This window comes from Agrobacterium sp. 5Ca50 (assembly GCF_055381905.1).
On the sequence record NZ_AP026438.1, the window covers coordinates 2,470,094 to 2,495,460 of the forward strand.

The 25,367-nt window shown below is 54.8% G+C and carries 24 protein-coding genes and 1 pseudogene; 16 read left to right on the forward strand and 9 right to left on the reverse strand.

What is annotated here, in order from left to right; translation table 11 throughout:
• Positions 1–10 precede the first annotated feature (10 nt).
• Positions 11–1,081, forward strand: a complete 1,071-nt coding sequence (locus ACZ5FM_RS12010) for an endo-1,4-beta-xylanase (protein ID WP_464038794.1) — start codon at positions 11–13, stop codon at positions 1,079–1,081.
• 3 nt (positions 1,082–1,084) lie between these two features.
• Positions 1,085–2,155 carry a glycosyltransferase family 2 protein gene (locus tag ACZ5FM_RS12015; protein ID WP_464038795.1) on the forward strand — a complete coding sequence of 357 codons (1,071 nt, stop codon included), beginning with the start codon at positions 1,085–1,087 and terminating at the stop codon, positions 2,153–2,155.
• Here the strand turns inward: ACZ5FM_RS12015 and ACZ5FM_RS12020 are convergent, their stop codons facing one another.
• Positions 2,156–3,754, reverse strand: coding sequence for a GumC family protein (locus ACZ5FM_RS12020; RefSeq protein WP_464038796.1), 1,599 nt, complete (start codon positions 3,752–3,754; stop codon positions 2,156–2,158).
• Positions 3,755–4,085: 331 nt separating this feature from the next.
• On the opposite strand from ACZ5FM_RS12020, the gene ACZ5FM_RS12025 reads away from it, so the two are divergent.
• The 3 genes from ACZ5FM_RS12025 to ACZ5FM_RS12035 all read left to right on the forward strand — a co-directional run bounded on the left by ACZ5FM_RS12025 (position 4,086) and on the right by ACZ5FM_RS12035 (position 6,362).
• The gene (locus ACZ5FM_RS12025; protein ID WP_464038797.1) at positions 4,086–5,501 is read left to right on the forward strand and encodes a phosphomannomutase; all 1,416 of its coding nucleotides are present in this window, start codon (positions 4,086–4,088) and stop codon (positions 5,499–5,501) included.
• Between the two features lie 94 nt (positions 5,502–5,595).
• Positions 5,596–5,997, forward strand: a complete 402-nt coding sequence (locus tag ACZ5FM_RS12030; RefSeq protein ID WP_464038798.1) for a group II truncated hemoglobin — start codon at positions 5,596–5,598, stop codon at positions 5,995–5,997.
• Positions 5,994–6,362 carry a DUF423 domain-containing protein gene (locus ACZ5FM_RS12035; protein ID WP_464038799.1) on the forward strand — a complete coding sequence of 123 codons (369 nt, stop codon included), beginning with the start codon at positions 5,994–5,996 and terminating at the stop codon, positions 6,360–6,362. Before ACZ5FM_RS12030 ends, ACZ5FM_RS12035 begins: the two co-directional genes overlap by 4 nt.
• A gap of 36 nt (positions 6,363–6,398) precedes the next feature.
• Here the strand turns inward: ACZ5FM_RS12035 and ACZ5FM_RS12040 are convergent, their stop codons facing one another.
• From ACZ5FM_RS12040 to ACZ5FM_RS12050, 3 genes and pseudogenes are all read right to left on the reverse strand, one after another.
• Positions 6,399–6,674 carry a hypothetical protein gene (locus ACZ5FM_RS12040; protein WP_464038800.1) on the reverse strand — a complete coding sequence of 92 codons (276 nt, stop codon included), beginning with the start codon at positions 6,672–6,674 and terminating at the stop codon, positions 6,399–6,401.
• Positions 6,655–6,978, reverse strand: a pseudogene (locus ACZ5FM_RS12045) (DUF2325 domain-containing protein); the annotation flags it as partial. The pseudogene ACZ5FM_RS12045 and the gene ACZ5FM_RS12040, both read right to left, overlap by 20 nt.
• Positions 6,979–7,228: 250 nt before the next feature.
• Entirely contained in the window at positions 7,229–7,879 is a 651-nt protein-coding gene (locus tag ACZ5FM_RS12050; protein WP_192488264.1) for a TetR family transcriptional regulator C-terminal domain-containing protein, read from the reverse strand.
• Positions 7,880–8,146: 267 nt separating this feature from the next.
• Between ACZ5FM_RS12050 and ACZ5FM_RS12055 the strand changes: the two genes are divergently transcribed.
• The 11 genes from ACZ5FM_RS12055 (at position 8,147) to ACZ5FM_RS12105 (ending at position 21,336) form a co-directional block, all read left to right on the forward strand.
• Positions 8,147–9,400, forward strand: coding sequence for a Zn-dependent hydrolase (locus ACZ5FM_RS12055; RefSeq protein WP_464038801.1), 1,254 nt, complete (start codon positions 8,147–8,149; stop codon positions 9,398–9,400).
• The gene (gene hydA / locus ACZ5FM_RS12060) at positions 9,397–10,851 is read left to right on the forward strand and encodes a dihydropyrimidinase (protein ID WP_464038802.1); all 1,455 of its coding nucleotides are present in this window, start codon (positions 9,397–9,399) and stop codon (positions 10,849–10,851) included. The genes ACZ5FM_RS12055 and hydA overlap by 4 nt, the downstream gene beginning before the upstream one ends.
• A 1-nt stretch (position 10,852) precedes the next feature.
• Complete coding sequence (locus ACZ5FM_RS12065; RefSeq protein ID WP_464038803.1) at positions 10,853–11,281, forward strand: NUDIX hydrolase; 429 nt, start codon at positions 10,853–10,855, stop codon at positions 11,279–11,281.
• A gap of 59 nt (positions 11,282–11,340) precedes the next feature.
• Positions 11,341–11,703, forward strand: coding sequence for a hypothetical protein (locus ACZ5FM_RS12070; protein ID WP_464038804.1), 363 nt, complete (start codon positions 11,341–11,343; stop codon positions 11,701–11,703).
• A complete protein-coding gene (locus ACZ5FM_RS12075) occupies positions 11,700–12,494 on the forward strand; it encodes an ABC transporter ATP-binding protein (protein WP_464038805.1) in 795 nt (264 codons plus the stop codon). Before ACZ5FM_RS12070 ends, ACZ5FM_RS12075 begins: the two co-directional genes overlap by 4 nt.
• A 156-nt stretch (positions 12,495–12,650) precedes the next feature.
• Positions 12,651–13,526 carry an ABC transporter permease gene (locus tag ACZ5FM_RS12080; protein WP_464038806.1) on the forward strand — a complete coding sequence of 292 codons (876 nt, stop codon included), beginning with the start codon at positions 12,651–12,653 and terminating at the stop codon, positions 13,524–13,526.
• Complete coding sequence (locus tag ACZ5FM_RS12085) at positions 13,523–14,395, forward strand: ABC transporter permease (protein WP_464038807.1); 873 nt, start codon at positions 13,523–13,525, stop codon at positions 14,393–14,395. Before ACZ5FM_RS12080 ends, ACZ5FM_RS12085 begins: the two co-directional genes overlap by 4 nt.
• Positions 14,396–14,415: 20 nt before the next feature.
• Entirely contained in the window at positions 14,416–15,408 is a 993-nt protein-coding gene (locus ACZ5FM_RS12090) for an ABC transporter substrate-binding protein (RefSeq protein ID WP_464038808.1), read from the forward strand.
• A gap of 422 nt (positions 15,409–15,830) precedes the next feature.
• Positions 15,831–17,018, forward strand: coding sequence for an efflux RND transporter periplasmic adaptor subunit (locus ACZ5FM_RS12095; protein ID WP_464038809.1), 1,188 nt, complete (start codon positions 15,831–15,833; stop codon positions 17,016–17,018).
• Between the two features lie 12 nt (positions 17,019–17,030).
• Positions 17,031–20,357: an efflux RND transporter permease subunit gene (locus tag ACZ5FM_RS12100; RefSeq protein ID WP_464038810.1), complete on the forward strand. Its 3,327-nt coding sequence runs from the start codon at positions 17,031–17,033 to the stop codon at positions 20,355–20,357.
• 286 nt (positions 20,358–20,643) lie between these two features.
• On the forward strand, positions 20,644–21,336 hold the full coding sequence (locus ACZ5FM_RS12105; protein ID WP_250982092.1) for a Crp/Fnr family transcriptional regulator: 693 nt from the start codon (positions 20,644–20,646) through the stop codon (positions 21,334–21,336).
• 207 nt (positions 21,337–21,543) lie between these two features.
• Here ACZ5FM_RS12105 and ureG read toward each other — a convergent pair whose 3' ends face one another.
• The 5 genes from ureG to ACZ5FM_RS12130 all read right to left on the reverse strand — a co-directional run bounded on the left by ureG (position 21,544) and on the right by ACZ5FM_RS12130 (position 25,346).
• Positions 21,544–22,155, reverse strand: coding sequence for an urease accessory protein UreG (gene ureG, locus ACZ5FM_RS12110; protein ID WP_250982093.1), 612 nt, complete (start codon positions 22,153–22,155; stop codon positions 21,544–21,546).
• A gap of 147 nt (positions 22,156–22,302) precedes the next feature.
• Complete coding sequence (locus ACZ5FM_RS12115; RefSeq protein WP_464038811.1) at positions 22,303–22,974, reverse strand: urease accessory protein UreF; 672 nt, start codon at positions 22,972–22,974, stop codon at positions 22,303–22,305.
• Positions 22,975–22,977: 3 nt separating this feature from the next.
• Complete coding sequence (gene ureE, locus ACZ5FM_RS12120; protein WP_464038812.1) at positions 22,978–23,505, reverse strand: urease accessory protein UreE; 528 nt, start codon at positions 23,503–23,505, stop codon at positions 22,978–22,980.
• Positions 23,506–23,573: 68 nt separating this feature from the next.
• On the reverse strand, positions 23,574–24,446 hold the full coding sequence (locus tag ACZ5FM_RS12125) for a GGDEF domain-containing protein (RefSeq protein ID WP_464038813.1): 873 nt from the start codon (positions 24,444–24,446) through the stop codon (positions 23,574–23,576).
• Between the two features lie 363 nt (positions 24,447–24,809).
• Entirely contained in the window at positions 24,810–25,346 is a 537-nt protein-coding gene (locus ACZ5FM_RS12130; protein ID WP_464038814.1) for a redoxin family protein, read from the reverse strand.
• Positions 25,347–25,367: the final 21 nt, after the last annotated feature.

The following is a 25,367-nucleotide window of genomic DNA, read 5'->3' on the forward strand; positions in this document are numbered from 1 at the left end:
GGTGCCGAGAATGTTTGGCAGAAGAGATTTTTTGCGCACAGCAACAGCAGCAGGTCTGTCACTGACAGCAGCTGGTTCATCTTTCGCCAAATCGACCAAGACCGACAGTAAACTTATCCCCTATGGCGCTGCGGTCTATCTGCCGGACATGCAGGCGGATTCACGGGTTGGCGAAGCCGTCCTGCAATATTGCTCGCGCATCACGCCCGTCAATGAGATGAAGTGGGACGCCATGCGTCCCTCCCCTGACGCATATGATTTTACCGCGGTGGATGCGATTGCCGACTTCGCCCGCCAGAACAAGCTGACCATGCATGGACACCCGCTGGTGTGGTATGCAGCGCTGCCAAGCTGGATATCGTCAGTCAGTGGTGCAGCCGCCGTTGAAAAGCTGATGGAAGATCACATCAACACTACTGTCGCCCGTTATAAGGACGTGACGCGAAGCTGGGATGTTGTGAACGAACCAATCCCCGACGCCGCAGATGGCCCAAAAGCCCGTCGTGATGGCTTCTGGTTCGAGAACCTTGGCAACGACCATATCGCCAAGGCGTTCCGTTATGCCCATGCGGCAGACCCAACAGCGCAGCTGGTGCTCAACGAATACGACATTGAATTTTCGATCCGCAACTCACCCAATAAGCGCACGGCCTTCCGCGATCTCGTACTGGAACTGTTGGATCAGGACGTGCCGATCCATGCCATCGGTCTACAGGGCCATTTGCGCGGCGGCTGGCCAATTGCCAAACAGGAACTGGCCGCGTTTGTCAGCGAGATGCGCGGACATGGCCTTAAGGTTCTGGTGACCGAGCTTGATGTGATGGACCATGAACTGCCGGAGCCAGCAGAGGAACGCGACGCAATTATTTCAGCACAGGTCAAGGACTTCCTTGAGGCGGCATCGGAAGGCGGCCCTCTCGATTCCATCACCACCTGGGGCATTTCCGACCAGTACAGCTGGATACGTTGGGCCTATCCGCGCAAGGACGGCACGGTCAATCGACCATTGCCGCTGGACTGGAGTTTCCAGCCGAAATCCATGTTGTCCGTTATCAACGAATTCCGTAATCGCGGTGCATAGTCCATGAATGCTGATCTGGCGCCCGTCCAAACTGCCCTTCAAATCAATATGCATCCTTTTGATGCTCCGCATGTCATCCACACATTGCCGCATCAGATCCGGGTATGGGAAAATCAGGTTGATCGTATTCTGGTGACGGTTGATACCGGACAGGTCAATGCTGGCCGCTACAAGGGCCAAGGCTTTGGCGCGGCCAAGGCACGGTTATTTGCATTTCTGGAAAGCCTGAGGATCAAGCATCCCAAACTGCATATCGATACTGTCGACTATAGCGCAGAAGCGCACCGAAAACTCGAGCACCTGTTCTTCTCCAGGGCTCCGCATTACCCCGACAAGGCATTCGATGGCGGTCCTTTCTATGTGTATTTTTATGGGCTGATGCGCGCCAACGCCCGTTGCGTGCTGCACATGGACAGCGACATGCTGTTTGGTGGTGCCAGCCAGACATGGATAAGCGAAGCCATTGCCCAGCTTGAAGCACAACCAAACGCGCTGGTCGTGTGCCCCTTCTCCGGCCCACCGAAAGACGGCGGCGACATGAGCCTTTCACTGCATGTTGGGATGCCCGGGGTAAAGCACATTCTTCGCGCGGAAAAACTGCAGCTGGACAGCCCCGCCTGGCGTTTCCCGACTGTCAGCACCCGCATTTTCATGATCGACATGCAACGGTTTGCTGACCGCATCGGTTCGCTTGACCTGCTGCGCCCCGACCTCAAGCGTCGCATACGCTCTTACGCCTTTAATCAGAAGCCGATTTCCATGCCGGCGGAAGAAGCCCTGAGCACCAATATGATTGCCAGGAATCTCTATCGGTTGGACTATATGGGAACCGGCCAGGGCATGTACTCACTGCACCCGCCCTATCGCTCGCCGCAATTTTACGCGGCCTTGCCATCACTGATTAAACGCATTGAAGCGGGCGATATCCCGGAAAGCCAGCGCGGCGATTTCGACATCAATTCGTCGATGGTCGACTGGAGTTCGGCAATTGCCGCCAAAAGCCGTTCCAAACGTTATCTCAAGGCGCTCAAGCACCTGATCTCCGCCAATATAGAACGGTTCTCGCGAAAATAATCAGGCGCGCGTGGCAGCCACTGGGGCAAATCCGTAGCTGCCGCGCAGGTAACGCCACGCACCAAACGTCAATGCCAGGCCAATTCCGAGGAACAGTCCAGCAAAACCACCCAAGATCATCAGCGTCATTTTACCGGGAGGCCAGCTGCGGAAGTTTGGCGAAACCGCACGGGAAATAACCCGCACGTTGGTGGAATTGATGGCCTGCTGTTCGGCAATCTGGCGCGATCGGGTCAGATAGGTTTCATAAATTGCAGCAACGGTTCTTGCATCGCGTTCAAGATCACGCAGTTTCACCTGCGCATCATTGTCGGTAAACACATTGGCGCGTTCGGCAACAGCCTTCTGGCGCAATGCATCCAGCGAAGACCGTGATTCAGCAACGCTGGTTTTGACGGTTTCGAGAATACGCTGCGCTTCCTGAGCAAACCCCTGTTCCAGCATCGCCTTCTCTGCATTCGCAGTCGCAAGGCGTGGATGGCGGCTGCCATAGGTCATGGTCATCGCGCCGATCTGCTGCTGCAGGATGCTGTATTGCTCGCGGATCGTGTTCATCGTCTCGCTGTCAAAAATGGCGGAACTCGCCACACGCTGTTGCGAAATGGCCTGCTCCATCTGCTTCAGTCGCGATTCTTCCTGAATAAGCCGCTGTTGCGCAGAAAGTACCTGTGCATTCAGTTCACCAGACAACTGGTTACTGACCAGTTCACCATTATTGACCTGCAAGCCGTTCTGCCGCTTGAACTCCTCGACCTTCTTTTCCGCTTCCGTCACATTGACGCGCAATTCCTCAAGGCGGGTGTTCAGGTCATCGGCAACACGACGACTGCCTTCAGACGTTGTCTGAAACAGTTCATTCTCAAACGCATTGATGATGGCGTTGGAAAGCGTCACCGACTTTTCGGGATTTGCCGACCAGACAGCCACTGTCACGACAAACGAACGTGGGTCGCGTTCGGCGACCACCCGGTCGCCCAATGCACGTAATGCTCCAATGCTGTTGTCGCCTTCTTCCGGCGGACGGGATAGCAACATCTTGAAGCGTTCAATCGGGGTAGGGTTGATAAATTCCGGGTCTCTGTCCAGCTTGAGTTCGCTCACAACCTGCGACAGCACGTTGCGGGATGTCAGGGTTCGCAGCTTGCTTTCGACTTCAAGGATTTGTGTATCGCGCTGCGGGCTGACCGAAAACACACCATCATTGATCACGTTGAGGTTGGATGGGTTAACGATGATATCGGTGTAGGCGGTGTAACGCTGTGGTGTCATTGCCGAATAGGCAAGCGCTGCACCAACACAAGCGATGATCGCCAGAATGATCCATATGATGCCGTCCCGCAGCCACGACAGAATATCACCGATACCAATGCGATCGATGAAGTTGATGCCGGGGAAATAACCGGCAAATGCGGATTGTTGCGGACGGATAACGTAAGGTTGTTGCGGCTCCGGCCTTAGTGCGGACCGTTCAGATTCCGTATATGACGGCTTATCGGATTCGGCATTCAGATAGGCGTCAAGCAGCGATCCCTGCGGCCGCGGAGCTTCTTCCATGGGCGAGTGAGCCTGTTTGTCTTTCGCTTTTCCAAGCTTGTACATCCGCTCTTCCAACACACTCCATGATCAACACTCAGCCGTCCCACAAATGGACAGGCAAAGCTTACGCACTAACGATTTGGCAAAATTGCGCAAAACCGCACACGTCATTTCTAGGTCATCATCATGAATATTGAGTTACTTTAGTTAAAACTTGAAAGGCTGGCTTTTAGCAACGACCAAACATTTTGTTGCTCTTGCAAAGCAGATGGGCCAGAAAATGTGGTAATGTACGCCAACATGGATGCTGGAACCTAACCGGGTTTAATTCATTTAAAAATCTGGACAAAATTCAATTTAGCTGCGTCGCAGCGCAAATGTGGAACGAGGGATTATGAGCCTGAAATTCGGAACGAGTGGTCTTCGCGGCCTCTCAGTCGACCTCGAAGGCAGCGCTTCTGCCGTTTACGCAACTGCCTTTGCAAAACACCTGATTGCTGCTGGTCTTGCCAAGACAGGATCACCCATATTGATCGGGCGCGACTTTCGTGCGTCCAGCCCTTCCATCGCAGAAACCTGCATTGGCGCGTTGACACGCGCGGGTTTCAAGCCGATTGACTGCGGCACAGTGCCGACCCCGGCTTTGGCGCTTCACGCCATGTCGCTTGATGCGCCAGCCTTGATGATCACAGGCTCCCATATTCCGGCTGACCGTAACGGCATCAAATTTTATCGCCCGGATGGCGAGATCGACAAGCAGGATGAGACCGCTATTGCTGCGCAAGCCGAAAAGGTGGAGCAGGAACTCCGCGATCTGACGCCCGGAACGGCAGAAGACCAATCGGCCAAGACGGCAAAACTGTTCTACGACCGCAACATCGCTCTGCTGCCTGAAAAAGCGCTCACAGGTCTGAAGATCGGCGTCTATCAGCACAGCACGGTCGCTCGAGATTTGTTTGTCGACGTTCTCAGCCATTATGGGGCAGACGTGGTAGCTCTCGGACGCTCTGAGACATTCATTCCCGTCGACACGGAAGCAGTTTCTGATGAGACGTTAAAACTCCTGAAAAAATGGGCCTACCAGCAAACGCTCGATGCCATTGTTTCCGCCGATGGTGATGGCGACCGCCCTCTCCTCGCCGATGAAAACGGCACGCCCTTGCGTGGCGACCTGATTGGCCTCATCACTGCTGGTTTCCTCGGTGCCAAAGCTGTCGTCACCCCGGTCACATCCAACTCCGGTATCGAAGCGAGCGGTGACTTCGATGTTGTCCGCACCAAGGTGGGCTCGCCCTTCGTCATTGCAGGCATGAACGACGCGCTAGCGGCGGGCAAGGATGCAGTCATGGGCTTTGAAGCCAATGGCGGCCTGTTGACGGCCTCGACCTTCACCATCAACGGATACAGCCTTTCACCGCTGCCAACCCGTGACAGTTTCCTGCCGATCCTCGCCGTTCTGTCGCTTGCCGCTGAGCGCAAACAAACACTGTCGGCACTGGCAGAAACATATAATCTGCCCATCGCAGCAGCCGATAGGCTGGAGAATTTTGCCCAGGAAAAAAGTGCTGCCCTGATGGCGCATTTGCGTGCCTCCGAGGACAATCTGGCTGGTTTTCTTGCATCTGTCGGCAAGGTACAGTCCACCAGTGACATAGATGGACTTCGTGTTACCCTGACCGACGGAAGCACCATTCACTTCCGCCCATCCGGCAACGCACCAGAGATGCGCTGCTACGTGGAAGCCGCCAACGAGCAGGACGCTGAAACGCTGTTGAAAAAGGGCTTGAACCTCATCCGTAATTTCGGCTGAGGTCACCCTGCGAAATTGCCGCATCCCCTGTTTCACTGTTGCGCTTGCGTTTTGTTAGCGCAATAAGTGCGGCAACCAACAAGGGATGACTGTCTTGAGCGATGAAACCATCACGCTGTATCAGGCGATTGGCGGCGACGAGACCGTCCGCGCGCTGACGAAACGGTTTTACGAATTGATGGATACCACGCCGGAAGCGGCCCGCTGCCGTGCCATCCATCCACCGGATTTGTCCAAAAGTGAAAGCAAGTTTTACGACTACCTGACCGGCTATCTTGGCGGACCACCGGTCTATGTCGAAAAATATGGCCACCCGATGCTGCGCCGTCGCCATTTCGTGGCACCGATTGGTCCGGCTGAACGGGATGAGTGGCTGCTGTGCTTCCGGCTTGCTATGGAAGAGACCATCGCTAACCCCAAATTGCGCGACATCATCTGGCGGCCGGTCGAACAGTTGGCTCTGCATATGCAAAATCAGGAAGAAAATCCATCATGACCGCACATGAACGATTGCGCCCCGTGGCGCTTTTCCTCGGTGGCATTCTTGGTGCTGCCGGTGTCGCTTTGGCGGCAGCGGCCACCCATACCGGCGAAGCCTACATGCTGGGCAATGCGTCAGCGATGAGCCTTGCTCATGCGCCTGTCCTCGTTGCACTGTTCATCGGATGGAATACTGTCAGAACAGCAATGCCTGCCAGCCTTTTATTGGGCCTGGGAACGCTGATCTTCGTTGGCGATCTTGTATCACGCCACTTCTCAGGAAGCAGCCTTTTCCCGATGGCGGCGCCATCAGGGGGACTTGGCATGATCGGTGGATGGCTGGTTCTCGCTGCGGGTGCTTTCTTCAAGGTCAGAACCTGAGCCAGGAAAGCACTCCGATATTGCAAGAGTAACGTTCTACCGCTTGTACCAGCGAAACCTCAGAATATTACCGCCATTTTCTGCATCCGCGCCGAGATCGATCGGAATGTCATCGCCGGGATGGCGTGCCCTCAAATGGGGAAAGAGCAGTATGTTGGTCTTTTCCCGTGCGGCGCGGGAGCGTCTCTCACGCTCGCCGATAATTTCATGCATATCAGGTACAAACCCTTCGCCATTGCTGGCTGCGATCTTGTGCAGATCGGCAAGGTCGTCGTTTAAAGATAATGAACTGTCACTGTGCTCTTCGCTCATTGCTGGCATTCCGCTCATTCATCGTCTGCAGCGCCCGCTCCAGACTGGATTTGCTACCGTTGCGCAGCGGAATAAACGTCTTGCCGAATTTCTTGCAGCCCGACTTCACCCGCAGACACGCATCATGACTAATACAGTCGATGGGGCAGAAAACGCAGTCGACAGAGGGAAGCAGCGTATCGATACGCGAGACGGCCTCACGCAACCCGCCATCGTGATGGATCAGTTCAGCATCGAAGTTGCTGGCAATCTGGCGAAGATGTGCAACCTGGCAGTCGCGGCCGCCAACATAAAGAAAGCTTTTCGGGCCGGCAGCGACCTGTTCATTGGCAGAAACTACAGATTGAGACTGACTTGCAGCAGCCTTGCCACCACGTTCAGCTTTCTTCTTGTCTTTCCGCGCCATGCCTCACCTTTATGTTGTTTAACACACCCTGAATCGTCGGGGTTGCCGGCACCATAATAAAGGTGAGTTTTAGAGTAAAGTATAAAGTTGATGATTTACGTCATGATTTTTCACCTGACGCATTTTTCAACCGTAAATATATATCGTATCACGCGCTCAACGGCTTGATATTGAGGCCGCCGACGAACAACTGCTCGAGATAGCGCGCCGCATCTTCAAAGCGCCCCTCCCCGTCATTTTCCTTGCCGAGCACGGCCCGCACCTGCACATCAAAGTCGGCATAATGCTGGGTTGTCGACCAGATCGAGAAAATCAGGTGGTAAGGATCACACTTGGTCATCAGCCCCGCCTTGATCCACACACGAATGACCTCGGCCTTTTCATCGACCAGTTCTTTCAGCGGGCCCTTCAATTCATCTTCAATATGCGGTGCGCCTTGCAGGATTTCATTGGCGAACAGTCGGCTTTCACGCGGAAAGTCCCGTGCCATTTCCAGCTTGCGACGAATATAAGACCGGATTTCCGTTTCAGGATTACCGTCCGCATTAAACGCCCGCAGCGGATCCAGCCATGTGTCGAGCACCCTTTCGATCAGGCCGCGATGCATCGCTTCCTTGGTGCGAAAATAATAGAGCAGATTGGGTTTGGACATTCCCGCCACTTCGGCAATCTGGTCTATTGTGGTGCCGCGGAAACCATGAACGGAAAATACATCCAGTGCCGCTTCCAGAATTGCTTCCTGTTTCTCTTCCTGAATACGGGTGCGTTTTTGGGTTTTTGCGGCACGTGGAATGGCCATGGGCTTCCTGTTTCTTTTAAATGCAATTGCCAACCAGCAATGACTAGAAAATTGGCACGGTCTATAGTTTAGGCATTATTTGCGGATTTTACCATTGAAATTCACGACACAGGGTAAATCAGCAGATCGAAAATTCACAATGTTTACCAAGCGGTCAATTTATCAAACATCGCTGGCAATGGGCAATCCACGAAAAAGAATTGCGAAAAATCAGGAATGGCATGCCCCTTGCGTCAGCAATGTCAAACAGGTGAGGAAAAGATAAGAATGGTGGCAGCACCGGGACAAAATATGCGGATCAATGCCGACAGGCTTTGGGATGCGTTGGAAGACATGGCGAAGATCGGCCCTGGCATTGCTGGCGGCAACAACCGCCAGACATTGACGGATGAAGATGGCGAAGGTCGCCACCTGTTTAAATCATGGTGCGAAGCTGCCGGCATGACGGTAGGCGTTGACCAGATGGGCAGCATGTTTGCCACCCGCCCCGGCTCCGATCCGGATGCCCTGCCGGTCTATATCGGCAGTCACCTCGACACCCAGCCGACGGGTGGCAAATATGACGGTGTTCTCGGCGTATTGGCGGGGCTTGAAGTTGTGCGCAGCCTCAATGATATGAAAATCAGAACCAAACATCCCGTTGTTGTTACCAACTGGGCCAATGAGGAAGGCGCGCGCTTCGCCCCAGCCATGCTGGCGTCAGGTGTATTTGCTGGCGTGCATTCGCTTGACTACGCCTATGGTCGAAAGGACCCGGACGGTAAAACCTACGGCGATGAGCTGAAACGTATCGGCTGGCTTGGCGAGGAAGAGGTCGGTGCACGCAAGATGCACGCCTATTTCGAATACCACATTGAACAGGGCCCCATTCTGGAGGCCGAAAACCGGCAGATTGGCGTGGTCACTCACGGCCAGGGCCTGTGGTGGCTGGAAGTGACGTTGACAGGCAAAGAAGCCCACACCGGCTCGACGCCGATGGATATGCGCGTCAATGCCGGGCTGGCAATGGGACGCATTTTGGAAATGGTTCAGGGCGTTGCAATGGACCATCAACCCGGTGCAGTCGGCGGGGTTGGCCAGGTCTTTTTCTCCCCGAACTCCCGTAACGTCCTGCCAGGCAAAGTCGTATTTACCATCGACATCCGCACACCGGATCAGGCAAAACTTGACAGCATGCGCGCGCATATCGAAGCCGCAGCACCAAAAATCGCCGCCGATCTTGGCGTTGGTTGCTCTATCGAGGCCATTGGCCACTTCGACCCTGTAACCTTTGACCCGACTCTTGTGAATTGCGTGCGTAATGCGTCGGAACACCTCGGCTACAGCCACATGGATATCATTTCCGGCGCCGGTCACGACGCCTGCTGGACCGCCAAAGTCGCGCCAACCACCATGATCATGTGCCCCTGCGTTGATGGACTTTCCCACAATGAAGCCGAAGCCATCTCCAAAGAATGGGCTGCGGCCGGTGCGGATGTCCTGCTGCATGCAGTGTTGGAAACAGCGGAGATTGCAGAATGACCACAGTCATCAAGGGTGGCACCATCGTCACAGCCGATCTCAGCTACCGGTCCGATGTGAAGATCGACGACGGCAAGATTATTGAAATCGGCACCGACCTCTCCGGCGGCGTGGTGCTGGACGCCTCCGATTGCTACGTGATGCCGGGCGGTATCGACCCGCATGTCCATCTCGAAATGCCCTTCATGGGCACCTATTCGGCGGATGATTTTGAAAGCGGCACAAGAGCGGCTCTGGCAGGCGGCACCACCATGGTGGTCGATTTTTGCCTGCCTGAACCCGGCCAGTCACTGTTGGATGCTTTGCACCGCTGGGACAACAAGACGACCCGCGCCAATTGCGATTATTCCTTCCACATGGCGATTACCTGGTGGGGCGAACAGGTCTTCAACGAAATGAAGACCATCGTTCAGGACAAGGGCATCAACAGCTTCAAACACTTCATGGCCTACAAAGGCGCATTGATGGTCAATGATGACGAGATGTTTGCCTCCTTCCAGCGATGCGCTGAACTGGGCGCCCTGCCCTTCGTCCATGCTGAAAACGGCGACATCGTTGCCCAGATGCAGGAAAAATTGATTGCCGAAGGCAATTCCGGACCGGAAGCCCATGCCTACTCCCGACCGCCCGAGGTTGAAGGTGAGGCCACCAACCGCGCCATCGTCATCGCGGACATGGCAGGTTCGCCTGTCTATATCGTGCACACCTCCTGTGAACAAAGCCATGAAGCGATCCGGCGCGCCCGCCAGAAGGGGATGCGTGCCTACGGTGAACCGCTGATCCAGCACTTGGTTCTGGATGAAAGCGAATATTTCGACAAGGACTGGGATCATGCCGCCCGTCGCGTCATGTCACCACCATTCCGAAACAAACAACATCAGGATAGCCTGTGGGCTGGCCTGTCCAGCGGTTCACTGTCGTGTGTTGCGACCGACCACTGCGCCTTCACGACAGAGCAGAAACGCAATGGCATAGGTGATTTTCGCAAGATACCAAACGGCACCGGCGGCCTTGAAGACCGCATGCCACTTTTATGGACCCACGGCGTAACGACTGGACGCCTAACCATGAATGAATTTGTGGCAGTGACCTCCACCAATATCGCCAAGATCCTCAACATCTACCCGCGCAAGGGCGCTATTCTGGTTGGCGCCGATGCCGATATCGTTGTCTGGGACCCCAAACGGGAAAAGACCATCTCGGCTGCCCAACAACAATCCGCCATCGACTACAATGTGTTCGAGGGCCGGAAGGTCAAAGGCCTGCCCCGCTTCACCCTGACAAGAGGTGTTGTTTCTATTGAAGAAAACACCATCAAGAACCGTGAGGGACATGGCAAATTTATCGCCCGAGATCCGTTCACGGCAACGGGCAAGGCGCTCTCGACATGGAAAGAACTGACCGCACCACGCAAGGTGGAACGATCGGGCATTCCGGCAAGTGGAGTGTGACATGAGCGACGATACAACACGCGAAATCATTATCTCCGCTGCAATTCTTCTCAACGAAAAACAGGAAATGCTGGTGGTGCGCAAACGCGGCACCAGCCAGTTCATGCAGCCCGGCGGCAAGATCGACGCCGGCGAAACGCCCGGTCAGGCGCTGTGCCGTGAACTGTCAGAGGAGATTTCTCTCGATCTCGACGAAAGCGCTTTCTCCTATCAGGGCGTCTACCGGGAAATGGCAGCCAACGAACCGGGCGCCACCGTTGTCGCCCATGCCTTTGTCGCCATGCTCAACCAAGACGTCACCCCGCAGGCAGAAATCGAAGATGTCCGCTGGCTTCCTATTCACGGGCAAAGCCCGCTGCCTCTGGCGAAACTGACAGAGTTCCACATGTTGCCGCTCGCCAGAAAGGCGCTTGGCAGCAACACACCGTAATAAGCAGGACAGTCCGTAAACACGTCAAAACGCAAATTTCACAACAGGTTGGATCAATCATGGCCAGAATTCTGATGTTGATTGCATTGCCTTTATTGCCTGCCACCACAGCCATGAGCGCCACCTTCCTGGATGGCGCTTATGGCGAAAAGGAAGGCTGCCGCTATTCCAAAACCGGGGAATCCAGCGGAGCCGATATCTTCTTCCTGCTGAATGACGACGGCATCACCACCTCGACCGCCTATTGCGCGTTTTCAGGCACCGCCGAGAAGACCTCGTCCGGTTTCCGCATTGAAACCCAATGCGAAAGCGAAGGGGAACAGGGCGACAAGGAAATGGTCGATCTGACCAAAAGCACCAAGGGTTACACGATCCGTTTCAAGGATGGCACAAGCTGGGGACCGCTTCCGAAATGCCGATGACAGTACCTCCTTCATACTCCGTTGTTTCCGCCCAAAACCTTGGCCTCACCTTTGAAACGGGTGATGGTCCGGTGCATGCCCTCTCCAACGTCAATCTAGAGGTCAAGAAAGGAGATTTTGTCTCCTTCATCGGCCCGTCCGGTTGTGGCAAGACGACATTCTTGCGAGTGATCGCCGATCTGGAAAAACACACTTCTGGCGATATCACCGTCAATGGCACGACACCGGAAAATGCCCGCAAGGATCGCTCCTACGGTTATGTATTTCAGGCCGCCGCCCTTTACCCCTGGCGCAGCATCGAAAAAAACATCGCCTTGCCGCTGGAAATCATGGGCTACACCAAGGCCGAACAGCAAAGCCGCATTGAGCGCACGCTGAACCTCGTCAACCTCAATGGCTTTGGCAAAAAATATCCATGGCAGCTTTCCGGCGGCATGCAGCAACGCGCCTCGATCGCGCGCGCATTGGCCTTCGACGCCGACCTTCTGCTGATGGACGAACCATTTGGCGCGTTGGATGAAATCGTGCGCGACCACCTCAACGAACAGCTTTTGAAGCTTTGGGACAGCACAGGCAAAACCATCTGTTTCGTCACCCACTCCATTCCGGAAGCGGTCTACCTCTCCACCAAGATCGTTGTCATGTCTCCGCGCCCCGGTCGCGTAACCGACGTCATTGAATCAACCCTTCCACGCGAACGGCCACTCGATATTCGCGAGAGTCCGGAATTCCTTGAAATCGCCCACCGGGTTCGGGAAGGTCTGAAAGCGGGGCACAGCTATGAGGAATAGTCTATTTTCCGCCTTGTTTCTCACCAGCCCTCCCGCCTCCAAAGACTTCTCATCACGCCCCTCTTCCCCACATTTGTCCTCACCTCGCAACACCTCGAGGGCTGAGGTAGAAGTAGAGATCAAGACAGGGATTGCGCCACAAACAGGGGGGCGGTCATGACGCTCTTCCGCGATCGCATCCTGCCCGTCCTTACCGTTATTCTCGCCATTCTTGTCATCTGGCACCTGTTTGTCGTCTATCTGAACGCGCCATTCGTGCGTGATCAGGCGGCACGCGCCGGTCAGGAAATCGGCTTCTGGCACGTGCTGCCGCAAACCTTTGCGCAGGAGCGGCCGGTACTGCCCGCCCCGCATCAGATCATCGCCGAACTTTGGGACACCACCGTCAACAAGGCGATCACCTCAAAACGCAGCCTCGTCTATCACGCCGGCATTACACTGTCGGCCACGCTGCTCGGCTTTGGTATCGGCACCGTGCTTGGTGTTGTGCTGGCCATTGCCATTGTGCATAACCGCGCGCTGGACCGCTCACTAATGCCGTGGGTCATTGCCAGCCAGACCATCCCGATCCTTGCAATCGCCCCGATGATCATCGTGGTGCTCAACTCCATCAATATCTCGGGCCTGTTGCCCAAGGCACTGATCTCCACCTATCTCAGCTTTTTCCCGATTGTTGTTGGCATGGTGAAGGGACTGCGCAGCCCCGAAGCCATTCAGCTTGACCTGATGCGCACCTACAACGCCACACCGCAGCAAACATTCTGGAAGTTGCGCTGGCCATCAGCCATGCCCTACCTGTTCACCTCATTGAAAATTGCGGTCGCCATTTCTCTGGTCGGCGCCATCGTCGGTGAGCTGCCAACCGGTGCTGTGGCCGGTCTCGGTGCACGGCTTCTTTCTGGCTCCTACTACGGGCAGACCGTGCAGATCTGGGCGGCCCTGTTCATGGCAGCTGCCGTGGCTGCCATCCTCGTATCGCTTGTTGGTATTGCCCATCGACGTGTGCTGAAACGCATGGGAGCAAGACCATGACCCAACCCTTATGGATTATCAGCGCAGTCGCATTCTGGATCGCCGCTTGGTCGCTGAATGAATGGCTTGTCCGCCAGAAATTCCAATCTGACGCGTTGAACCGGACAGCCCGTCTTGCCGTGCCTATCCTATTCGGTGTCACCTTGCTGGTTCTGTGGGAAGGGCTGGTGCGCGGCTTTGCCGTGCCCTCGATCCTGCTGCCGGCACCGAGCGCCATTGGTGCGCGGCTCTTTAGCTCACTTCCCATTCTCTGGGCGGACTTCCGCCAGACATTCCTGAAATCGGTTCTCACCGGGTACATCGCAGGCTGCGGCCTAGGTTTCATTGTCGCCATTCTGATCGACCGCTCTCCTTTCTTGCAAAAAGGCCTGCTGCCAATCGGCAATTTCATTTCCGCCCTGCCCGTCATCGGCGTAGCGCCGATCATGGTCATGTGGTTCGGTTTCGATTGGCCGTCCAAGGTTGCGGTCGTGATCATCATGACCTTCTTCCCGATGCTGGTGAATACCGTGCAGGGGCTGGAAGCATCGAGCCACATGGAGCGGGACCTGATGCACACCTATGCGGCCAGTTGGTGGAAGACGCTGCTGAAGCTGCGCCTACCTGCCGCCTGGCCGTTCATCTTCAACGCCCTGAAAATCAACTCCACGCTGGCACTGATCGGCGCCATCGTCGCGGAGTTCTTCGGCACGCCTATCGTGGGCATGGGTTTCCGCATCTCCGCCGAAATGGGGCGAAGCAATGTGGATATGGTCTGGGCCGAAATCGCCGTCGCGGCGCTGGCGGGTTCAGGCTTTTACGGATTGGTGGCGCTCGCAGAGCGGGCCGTCACCTTCTGGCATCCGTCCGTCCGTGGTGGACGAACGTAAATAAGAAAAAGGGAACAGCAATGAAAATGAAACTTGCATCCATTCTTCTGGCGGGCGCGTCGCTGATGACTGCGTTCAGCGCTCAAGCTGCCGAAAAGGTGACACTGCAACTCAAATGGGTCACACAGGCACAGTTTGCCGGATATTACGTTGCCAAGGACAAGGGTTTTTACGAGGCTGAAGGGCTTGATGTCGACATCAAGCCGGGTGGCCCTGACATTGCACCCGCACAGGTTCTGGCCGGCGGCGGTGCGGATGTCATCGTGGACTGGATGCCATCGGCGCTCGCAACACGCGAAAAAGGCGTGCCGCTGGTCAATATTGCCCAGCCATTCAAAAAATCTGGCATGATGCTGACATGCCTGAAAGAAACCGGCATCACCAAACCTGATGATTTCAAGGGCAAGACACTGGGCGTCTGGTTCTTTGGCAACGAATACCCGTTCCTGTCCTGGATGGCGCACCTGAACATCCCGACCGAAGGTGGTGCAGAAGGTGTCACGGTTCTCAAGCAGGGCTTCAACGTCGATCCACTGTTGCAGAAGCAGGCCGCTTGCATTTCCACCATGACCTACAATGAATATCTGCAGGTTCTGGAAGCTGGCGTGAAAGCCGACGATCTCGTGACCTTCAAATATGAAGATGAAGGCGTCGCAACTCTGGAAGACGGTCTCTACGTTCTGGAAGACAAGCTGAAGGATGCGACGTTTAAGGACAACATGGTCAAGTTCGTCCGTGCGTCACTGAAGGGCTGGAAATATGCCGAGGACCATCCCGATGAAGCCGCTGATATCGTTCTTGAAAACGACGCCTCCGGCGCACAGACCGAAGCACACCAGAAGGGCATGATGACGGAAGTGGCAAAACTGACGGCAGGCGCCACCGGTGCACTAGATGCTGTGGATTACGAACGCACAGTCAAAACACTTCTTGGTGGCGGCTCCGATCCAGTTATTACCAAGGAACCAAGCGGTGCCTACACCACTGAAATCACCGATGCTGCTCTGAAATAGTCGCAGGCCCCATAACTGGCGGAACCTGAACACTCATTCTCAAGTGCTTTGGTGCCGGGTCACGTCAACTGACAAAATGAGGTGCGTGGTTTTGTCTACGCACCTCATTTCATGTAAACCCGCGATTTCGATGAACAATACAACCACTGGAGATATTCATAAATGTATAGCAACTAAAGTTGTTGCGTATATTGATTTGTACCAGCTGACTAATTACATTGCGCTGCAGATAAAAAATTTCTGTTTGAGGTTTCGATGGCTGGCATTGGTGCGGGGGATACAGTTTCGCCTTAATGCTCTGGACAATATAGCCTGCGCCAAATGACAAGAGTTTTCGTCTCTGGTTTCACAAGTCGTAGTCAATGCCTTCTGACGTGGAGCACGCATAAGAGCATGTGAACGACCTTTCGCGGATATGACACATGCAGCGCAAAACCATCGGCAAGCCATTTGTTGTGGCACTTCTTTCCAGCGTATTGCTGCCCTTTGCAGCAACGGCCGAGGAGAAGTCTCCCGCTGAGGCACAAGCAAACCTGCCTTCAATCGTCGTGACAGAAACGGTCAAACGCGATTTGGTGGACCGGATTATCGCCACGGGCACCATTCAGCCGGTTGATGAAATCTACGTGCAGCCTTTGGTCGACGGTCTGTCCATTGACAAGCTGAATGTCGATATCGGTGACAAAGTGGAAGCCAACGAAGTTCTGGCTGTGTTGTCTACCGACGCGCTTCTCCTGCAAAAGAGCCAGCTTGAAGCCAACAAGGCGAAGGCTGAAGCGGCCCTTGCACAATTCAAGGCGCAGGTTATCGAAGCGCAGGCTAATTCCGACGATGCCTCCCGCCAGAGCGACCGTGCAGCAAGGCTCGGCAAAAGCGGCTCAGGTTCCGTCTCGCAGGTTGAACAGACCCAGGCACAGGCCGAAGTTGCAATGGCACGGCTGCAAGCCGCCAGACAGGCGGTCACGGTCGGCGAAGCCGATGTAAAGGTCGTTGATACCCAGATTGATGACATTGATCTGAAACTTGCCCGCACTGGCGTCAAATCTCCGGTGGGCGGTATCATCGCGGCAAAGAACGCCAAGATTGGCGCCATCGCCAACGGTTCCGGAACCCCGCTTTTTACAGTTATCAAGGACGGCGCTATTGAACTGGTCGCCGAACTCTCAGAAACCAGCATTCAGAAAATCAAAATCGGTCAGTCCGCATTTTTGACCATTGCCGGAGCCAGCAAACGTGTCGAAGGCAAGGTGCGTCTTGTGTCGCCAACCGTTGATCCGGTGACCCGTCTTGGCTCTATCCATATTACAATTCCGGCAGATGAGGCACGCTCGGGCATGTACGCCAACGCCGAAATCATTGTCGCCCAGGAAAATGCTCTGGCGCTTCCTCTTTCCGCTGTTACCACCAATCGTGACGGATCGACCGCACGCAAGGTGGAGGATAATATTGTCCGGCAGGTGAAGATCGAAACCGGCATACAGGACAACGGTTTCGTTGAAGTGTTGAGCGGCCTTTCCGCAGGCGACAAGGTTGTCGAAAAGGCCGGTGCATTTGTGCGTGATGGTGACCATATCAGCCCTGTCGCGGCTTCTGCCGCCGTCTCTAATTAACGGAGCGATCCCATGAACTTCTCAGCATGGTCGATCAAGAATCCGATTGCTCCGATACTCGGCTTTGTGCTGCTGCTTGTTGTCGGCATACAGTCGTTTTATACGTTGCCGATTACCCGCTTCCCCAACATTGACGTTCCAGTGGTGGCCATCACGGTCAACCAGAGTGGCTCCTCGCCATCTGAACTGGAAATGCAGGTCACCAAGGAAATTGAAGACGCGGTCGCCTCAATCAGCGGTATCGACGAAATCCAGTCAACGGTAACGGATGGCCAGTCGCAGACGACGGTTATCTTCCGTATCGAAAAGCCGACCGAAGAAGCCGTTCAGGACACCAAGGACGCCATCGACAAGATCCGTAGCGATCTTCCGTCTGACATTGAAGAACCAATTGTTACGAAGGTGGATGTCGAAGGCCAGGCCATTCAGACCTTTGCGGTTTCTTCGCCAAACATGACGCTGGAAGAACTGTCATGGTTTGTGGATGACACCGTCAAGCGCGCGCTGCAAGGCCAGCCCGGCATCGGCAAGATCGACCGTTATGGCGGTGCAGACCGTGAAATCCGTGTTTCGCTCAATCCTGCCAAGCTGGATGCCTATGGCATCACTGCAACCGAAGTAAACAGCCAGCTTCGTGGCACCAACATCGACCTCGGTTCCGGTCGCGGACAGGTCGCGGGCAACGAGCAGACCATCCGTACACTGGGCGATGCACGCAATGTCGCACAGCTTGCCGACACCACCATTTCCCTGCCAAGTGGCCGTTTCGTAAAGCTGTCGGAACTCGGCACCATCAACGACACCTACGAGGAGCCGAAGTCCTTCTCGCGCTTCAATGGCACACCGGCTGTAACCTTTGCCGTTTTCCGTTCAAAGGGCGCCAGTGAAGTCTCCGTTGCCGAAACCGTTGCGAAAAGCCTTGATGAAGTGCGTGCCGCACATAAGGACGTCACCATCGAAATGGTCGATGATGCCGTCTACTTCACCTATGGCAACTACGAGTCTGCCCTTCACACGCTGATAGAAGGTGCTGTTCTTGCCATCATCGTGGTGTTGCTGTTCCTCCGCAACTGGCGTGCAACACTGATTGCCGCCGTCGCGCTGCCGCTTTCTGCGATCCCGACATTCTGGATCATGGATGTCATGGGCTTCTCGCTGAACCTCGTCAGCTTCCTCGCCTTAACGCTCGCCACCGGTATTCTGGTGGATGATGCGATCGTGGAAATCGAAAACATCGCCCGCCATATCAAGATGGGCAAAACGCCGTATCGTGCAGCACTGGAAGCTGCCGATGAAATTGGTCTTGCGGTGATTGCCACAAGCTTCACCATCATCGCGGTCTTCGTGCCGGTGTCCTTCATGCCGGGCGTACCCGGCCAGTACTTCATCCAGTTCGGCCTGACCGTTGCCTTCTCGGTGTTCTTCTCGCTGATGGTAGCGCGTCTCATCACACCGTTGATGGCCGCCTATCTGATGCGTGCTGAAGACGCCATGGATGACCATCACGATAATGACGGCAAGCTGATGAAGGCATATACCCGCCTCGTCACTGCCACCACACGCAAATGGTGGGCCCGTTATCTGACCCTGGTCGGTGCAGTGGCGTTTCTTGCCGGCTCGCTGTTTCTTCTCAGCGGCGTGCCGGGCAGCTTCATGCCTCCGGAAGATTCCTCACGCGTCGTGCTGTCCATCGAACTGCCGCCTAATGCGACTCTCGATGAAACCGACGCCACCACCACGAAAATCTATGACGCATTACGCGACATCAATGGCGTGGAAAGCGTTTTCGTTCTCGGTGGTGCCTCGCCAAAGGGTGATCTGGAACTGCGCCGTGCCACCGTGCGCGTCATTTTGCAGAACATCGACCACTCACTTGTCAAAATGCTGCTCAACAAAGGTCTAGGCTCAATTCCGCTCATTGGACAGTACTTGCCAAAGGTCGAGGAAACAGGGCGCACCAGACCGCAATGGGATGTTGAACGCGATATTTTCGCTCGCGTAAAAAGCATTCCCGATGTTCGCATCATCAAGCTGAATGACCGTGCAGAACGCGAACTGACCTTCAACTTCCTGTCGTCAAATGAAGCCGATCTGAACGAAGCAACCGGCATCCTGGAATCACGCCTGCGCGCCTCATCCATTCTGGCAAATGTCAGCTCGGAAGGCGCCCTGCCCCGTCCGGAACTGCAAATTCGTCCGCGCAAGGATGAGATTGCCCGCCTCGGCATAACGCCCCAGCAGATCGCCCAAACCGTTCGCGTTGCCACTATCGGTGATATCGACGCCTTATTGACCAAGATTTCGTTGGATGATCGCCAGATCCCGATCCGGGTTCAGGCCTCGCTCGATGTTCGCCGTGATCTCGCACAAATCCGTGCGATCAAGATCAAGACGGCAGCCGGCGCATCCGTACCGCTCTACAGCGTTGCCGACATTGATTATTCGGAAGGTCCAAGCTCCATCAAGCGCAACAACCGTAACCGCGTAGTCGCCATTGGTTCGGACGTTCCATTCGGTACCGCACTTGATACGTCAACGGCTGAATTCAAGCGTATCGTTTCTGAAACCCAGCTGCCACCATCAGTGCATTTGGCCGAAAGCGGTGACGCCAAAATTCAGGCCGAGATGCAGCAGAGCTTCGGCAACGCCATGTTGCTTGGTCTGATGCTGGTTCTGGTGGTCCTGATCCTGCTGTTCAAGGACGTCATCCAGCCATTCACCATCCTGTTCTCTCTGCCGCTGGCAATCGGTGGCGTGGCGGTCGCGCTGATCATCACCCAGAATGCGCTGTCCATGCCTGTTCTGATCGGCATCCTGATGCTAATGGGCATCGTCACGAAGAACGCCATCCTACTGGTTGATTTCGCCATTGAAATGCGACGCCACGGCATGGAGCGTGTTCACGCCATGGTGGAAGCTGGCCGCAAACGTGCCCGTCCGATCATCATGACATCGATTGCCATGTCAGCCGGCATGCTTCCTTCGGCGCTCGGCGTTGGTGAAGGCGGTTCATTCCGCGCGCCAATGGCGATCGCGGTGATCGGCGGCATCATCGTATCGACAGTCCTGTCCCTGGTGGTTGTTCCTGCCTTCTTCCTGATCATGGATGACCTCTCCACGCTTCTGGGACGGATTTTTGGTCACTTTGTCGGCAAGAAGGAAGAAGACCCGGACGTTCTCTCCAAGGAAGAACTGTCCCAAATGGCGCTCGATAACTCCCGCGCCTTGGCAGAGGTTGAAAAACGGATGGATGCCATGGAGCGTACCGGTTCAGCTTCAACGCGAGCCAATACGAAAAACGACAATGTTCTGAGATTACCGCCCCTCGCAGCAGAATAAAGTCTTGCTCAATGACACGACAAACGCCGGATGCATAATCCGGCGTTTTTGTTTGCGCAGGCACATAAATGCCAAGCAACATTTACAGGGAACTTCACAGTTCGTTGATCGAAATCAAATAGCGGATTTTCCGCCGTGTTATTCTTTCCGAAATTGGCAAGTTTAATGTTGGCAAGACTTGGCAGACAGTGAGAACACCAGTGGCATGGTGTGCAGGGCCGGAAGCAGTGAACCGGACTGCTGCGTTCATGGTATCGTCTGTCAGGTCAGGGTTTGATCGGGAGCCATGACAAACGTGAACAAAACTGTGAAACTGAGCAATAAGGACAGGAACATCCTTGTCCGCGCTCCCTTCATAGGAGCGGGGGATGATGCGTCGGCGCTGAAACTTCTTGAAGCGGCGGCCATCGTAACATTCGATCCACGCCATATCCTTTTTCGCGAAAATGACCCGGCCGAGCACCTTTACTGTGTGCTGAACGGCTTTGTGCGTATCTATCGTCTGAACAAGGACGGCCGCGAAGCGGATATCCGTGTCTGCGGACCGGGTGACACTTTCAACGAGTGCCTGATTTTCGGTAGCGACCGTTACCGCTATAACGCCCAGACCGCCGAAAGCACAACGCTAGCGCGTTTCGAGCTGCCGCGTATCCGCAACATGATCGAGCAAGAGCCCGGTGTCGCGAAGGCCGTCATGCAGTGCCTGTCGAATAGCCTTCTTAATGCCATGGACTGTGTGGCCAATGACCGTTTGCAGACAGCACCACAGCGTGTCGCAAACTATCTGATCACCAGCGGCCCGCACGGCGCGACATCCTATTCCCTGCGCCTGCCATTCCAGAAAAGCCTTCTGGCAGGCAAGTTGGGCCTTGCGCCAGAAGCGCTGTCCCGCGCTTTTTCCACCCTGCGGGACGCAGGTGTGACTGTTCGTGGTCGCGTCGTTCAGGTAAATGATATCGGCGCGCTGCGCCAGATTTAGCAACGCATCTCTTAACGCTGAGATAGCATTGGGAAAAAAGACAACTGGACAAATTCGCGGCCGTTGCATGACAATTATTCGCAACGTCCTTTGACTCTTTCCTGCGGGGAGCGGGGGAGTGAAAAGACGGGATGCCTTCGTGGGGCGTTCCGTCTTTTCTGTTTCACGGCACATAGGATTTGCGCCGCAGGAAGCAAGGCAACAGTCTTAAAGGCCGCCCTGCATCTTCAGAAAACTGACGATACCATCGACGCCATCGCCGCGTTTCATATCTGTGAAAAGGAACGGCATCTGTTTGCGCATGCGCGTTGCATCCTTGTCCATCACATCAAGATCAGCCCCGACATAGGGCGCCAAGTCTTTTTTGTTGATCACCAGCAGATCCGAGCGGGTAATGCCCGGACCGCCCTTACGCGGGATTTCTTCACCCTGGCAAACGGAAATCACATAGATGGTGATGTCAGCGAGATCAGGGGAAAAGGTCGCAGCCAGATTGTCGCCACCCGATTCGATAAACACCACATCGAGATCCGGGAACCGTTCATTGAGACCGGCGATGGCCTGCAGATTGATGGTGGCATCTTCACGAATGGCGGTGTGCGGACACCCACCTGTCTCGACACCGACGATGCGCTCAGATGGCAAAGCTTGCATGCGCACCAGTGCCTCGGCATCTTCCTTGGTGTAGATATCATTGGTCACGACAGCAACGGAGTAATCCGCGCTCATCGCCTTGCACAGCTTTTCCGTCAGAGCGGTTTTTCCCGAGCCCACAGGCCCGCCAATGCCAACCCGCAAAGGGCCATTTCCCGATTTCATCAGCTGTTCCTCTATATATTCTGATCGCATGACTTTATGGAGCTTGATCGTCCGGTTCAATATGCTGCGCTGCACCGTCAGAAAAATTGACGCAACTTTTGTTTGGGGATCATGCGCCCAACGTCAGTGTTCAAAATGCCGCGATAATCAGGACCGAAACAGCCGTGAATGCTGGATTTCATGCCGCAGGAACGCGGTATCCGCCAAAATGGTCGAGCTTCCCAAATCATCCAGAGTCGAGCTCTTAGCCTTGACGGCGACGTCAGTCAGAAACAGCTCGGTACTTGCGAGAATAGCAACACCGTCCGTCTGTCCCGCAAGCCCCAAGCGTATCGCTGCCGACACCATTTGCGAGACACCGGCATGCAGATAGGCGGCAATGGCACTAACCGGATCAATCGCGTGGGCTGCCGCAACGGCACCAACGGCAACCGGATATGCGGTTTGCGCTGGCAGCCGCTCAAATACCTGGTGCGGCCAGGCCTTGGCAGCGACAACAAACGCGTCGCCCAGTTGAACCGTCTCGCGGTAACGCTCCGCAGATCCGGCCAGGGCACGGGCCAGTTCACACAGTTCATGCAGCGCCTGACTGTCTTCATGGCAACGGCTTGCCGCCGCCAGAAACACCGCGTCGTTCCACAGCGCACCACGTTCAAGTGATAGTTTCACCCAAACGGAAAGCTCGTGCGGATTGCTGAGCAAGCCATCATGCACCGCACCTTCAAGGCCAGCCGAATAGGAAAATGCTCCGACAGGAAATGCCGGAGACATCCACGCCATCAGCCGCAGCAGCCCGGCAACATCGCTCTGTGCGCTCATCGATCAGTCGTGATTATGGTGTTGATGACCGTGCCCGTGATCATGTCCGTGGTCATGCCCATGATCATGTTTGTGATCATGGCCGTGTGAGTGGCTGCCATGCGAATGATAGGCGCCCCGCGCTGGCTGGAACGGTTCTTCAACGTCGCGAACCGTTGCGCCAAGGCCTTCAAGCATCGAGCGAATGACATGATCACGCAGGATCAGAATGCGGCCCTCTTCGATCTGCGCCGAAAGATGCCTGTTGCCCAGGTGCCAGGCCAGTTCGATCAGATGAAGCGTGTCGCGTCCGGTGATTTCAAACAGTTTCTCATTGGCAGCACGCACTTCAATCAGGTCGCCATTTTCCACCACCAGAAGATCCCCGTGCGCAAACAATACCGGCTCCTTCAGGTCCAGCATCACCATCTCATCATTCTGTAAATGAAGCAGCTTGCGGCGCAGGTGGCGCTGATCATGGGCAAGCACCACAAAGTCGGATGTTTCATCGGCAGGCGTGCCAGCTGGCAGGTATGAAGTGACGCGTAACATGGCTTTTCCGGTTCCATTAAAAAGTCTCGAATGAAATACCTGCCGGATCACCTGCCCGATTGCAAGGTTCAACTTGCCCTTGCCTGCCCGTGTTTGACATCACGAGCCGCAGAACCGTTCAACAGCGTTACGCCACTGCGATATTCCTGCTGTACACCATGCATTTCATTCTCGTGCAGGGCGCGATTGCGGCCACTGGCCTTCGCAAGATAAAGCGCACGATCCGCAGAAATGAAAATATCGTCCTTGCGCCGACCGGGCACGATCTCCGCCACGCCAACCGATACCGTGGTGCTGACCACATCCGTTTCAAAATTCAGGGTCAGCGCTTCAATTTTCCGGCGCGCCAACTCCACAAGTGCCATTCTGTCACCCTGCTGTCCGCCCTTGATGATGACGGAAAACTCCTCCCCGCCCAACCGGGCGACTGGATGCAGGGAACTGAAAGAATCAGCCAGCGTGTTTGCAACGGTGCGAATGACGATGTCACCGGCGGAATGGCCGTGACAATCATTGATCGCCTTGAAGCGGTCAAGATCGAAGATGGCAAGCGAGGCATTATCCTGCACACTCTCAAAGGCCTCGTTGAACGCCCGACGGTTCAACAGGCCCGAAAGTGCATCGGTGCGGCTCAACCGCTCGAATTCATCGCGAGAATGATAAAGTTTGCGGATAAGGCGCCATGCACAAAAGGAAATAAACAGCGCGACGCTACCGCCAACCAGCCAGGACATGGCAATGCCATAGGCAATGGCCAGCGAGAATGTCACCGGCAAAAAGTCGAAAACACTCGCCATCAGCAAGACTGAAATACTGACGAAAATCGAAAGAATAATTGCAAGAAAAACCGTCTTCCCAGCGAATGCGGGAATAGTTCTCGCATTCTCAAGTTCGGCGGAATCAATATCGATTGAAAAGAGTTTTTTCAGACGAGCCAACATCGAAGCACCTCATTTAACCTCCTAACGGATAAGGCCCAGATGTTTGTTCGAAGTTAATACAATGTCTAAAATTTTAGTATTTCCAAGTATAAAACTGAACACACACAGAACATAGCAAAAATCTAAAAATAACTTGACACACCAAGAAGAAGACATCTTTCGGCCTTAAAAATAAGGACAAAGCGAATCAAATATGACTTGCGAAGGTCCGCGTCCGGCAAACGATAAAGTGTTCCAATGCCTTGCTGCATAGGGATAGTTGCTACGGATAACCATTAACACTTTAAAGTCATACATCATTTGCAAAAAAGGCCCGGAATTGCTTCCAGGCCTTTGCATTCAAATCCAAATTTGACGTGGGTCTCAGGCGACCTTGCGAGCCTGCAGATGCTCAAGAATGCTCTGTGGAGAAGACAGGCCGTATGGATCGCTTTCGCAATTGTCGGAATAGCCTTCTTCTTCGAACCACTGCTCGACAACACCGTCATTAACGACGGCAGCATAACGCCATGAACGCATGCCGAAACCGAGATTATCCTTGGCAACCAGCATGCCCATCTTGCGGGTGAACTCACCCGAACCATCAGGGATAACCTTGACGTTTTCGAGGTTCTGGCTCTTTGCCCACGCGTTCATGACGAACGCGTCATTGACCGACAGGCAATAGATTTCATCGACGCCCAGCACGCGGAATTCTGGTGTCAGCTTTTCAAAATCTGGCAGCTGGTAGGTAGAGCATGTTGGCGTGAAAGCACCTGGCAGGGAAAAAAGAACAACCTTCTTGCCTGCAAAGTAATCGTCGGATGTTACGTCCTGCCAACGGAATGGGTTTGGACCGCCAACAGCTTCGTCGCGAATGCGCGTGCGGAATGTAACTGCGGGAACTTTTTTACCTAGCATGATTTTCTCCTGTCGATGGCG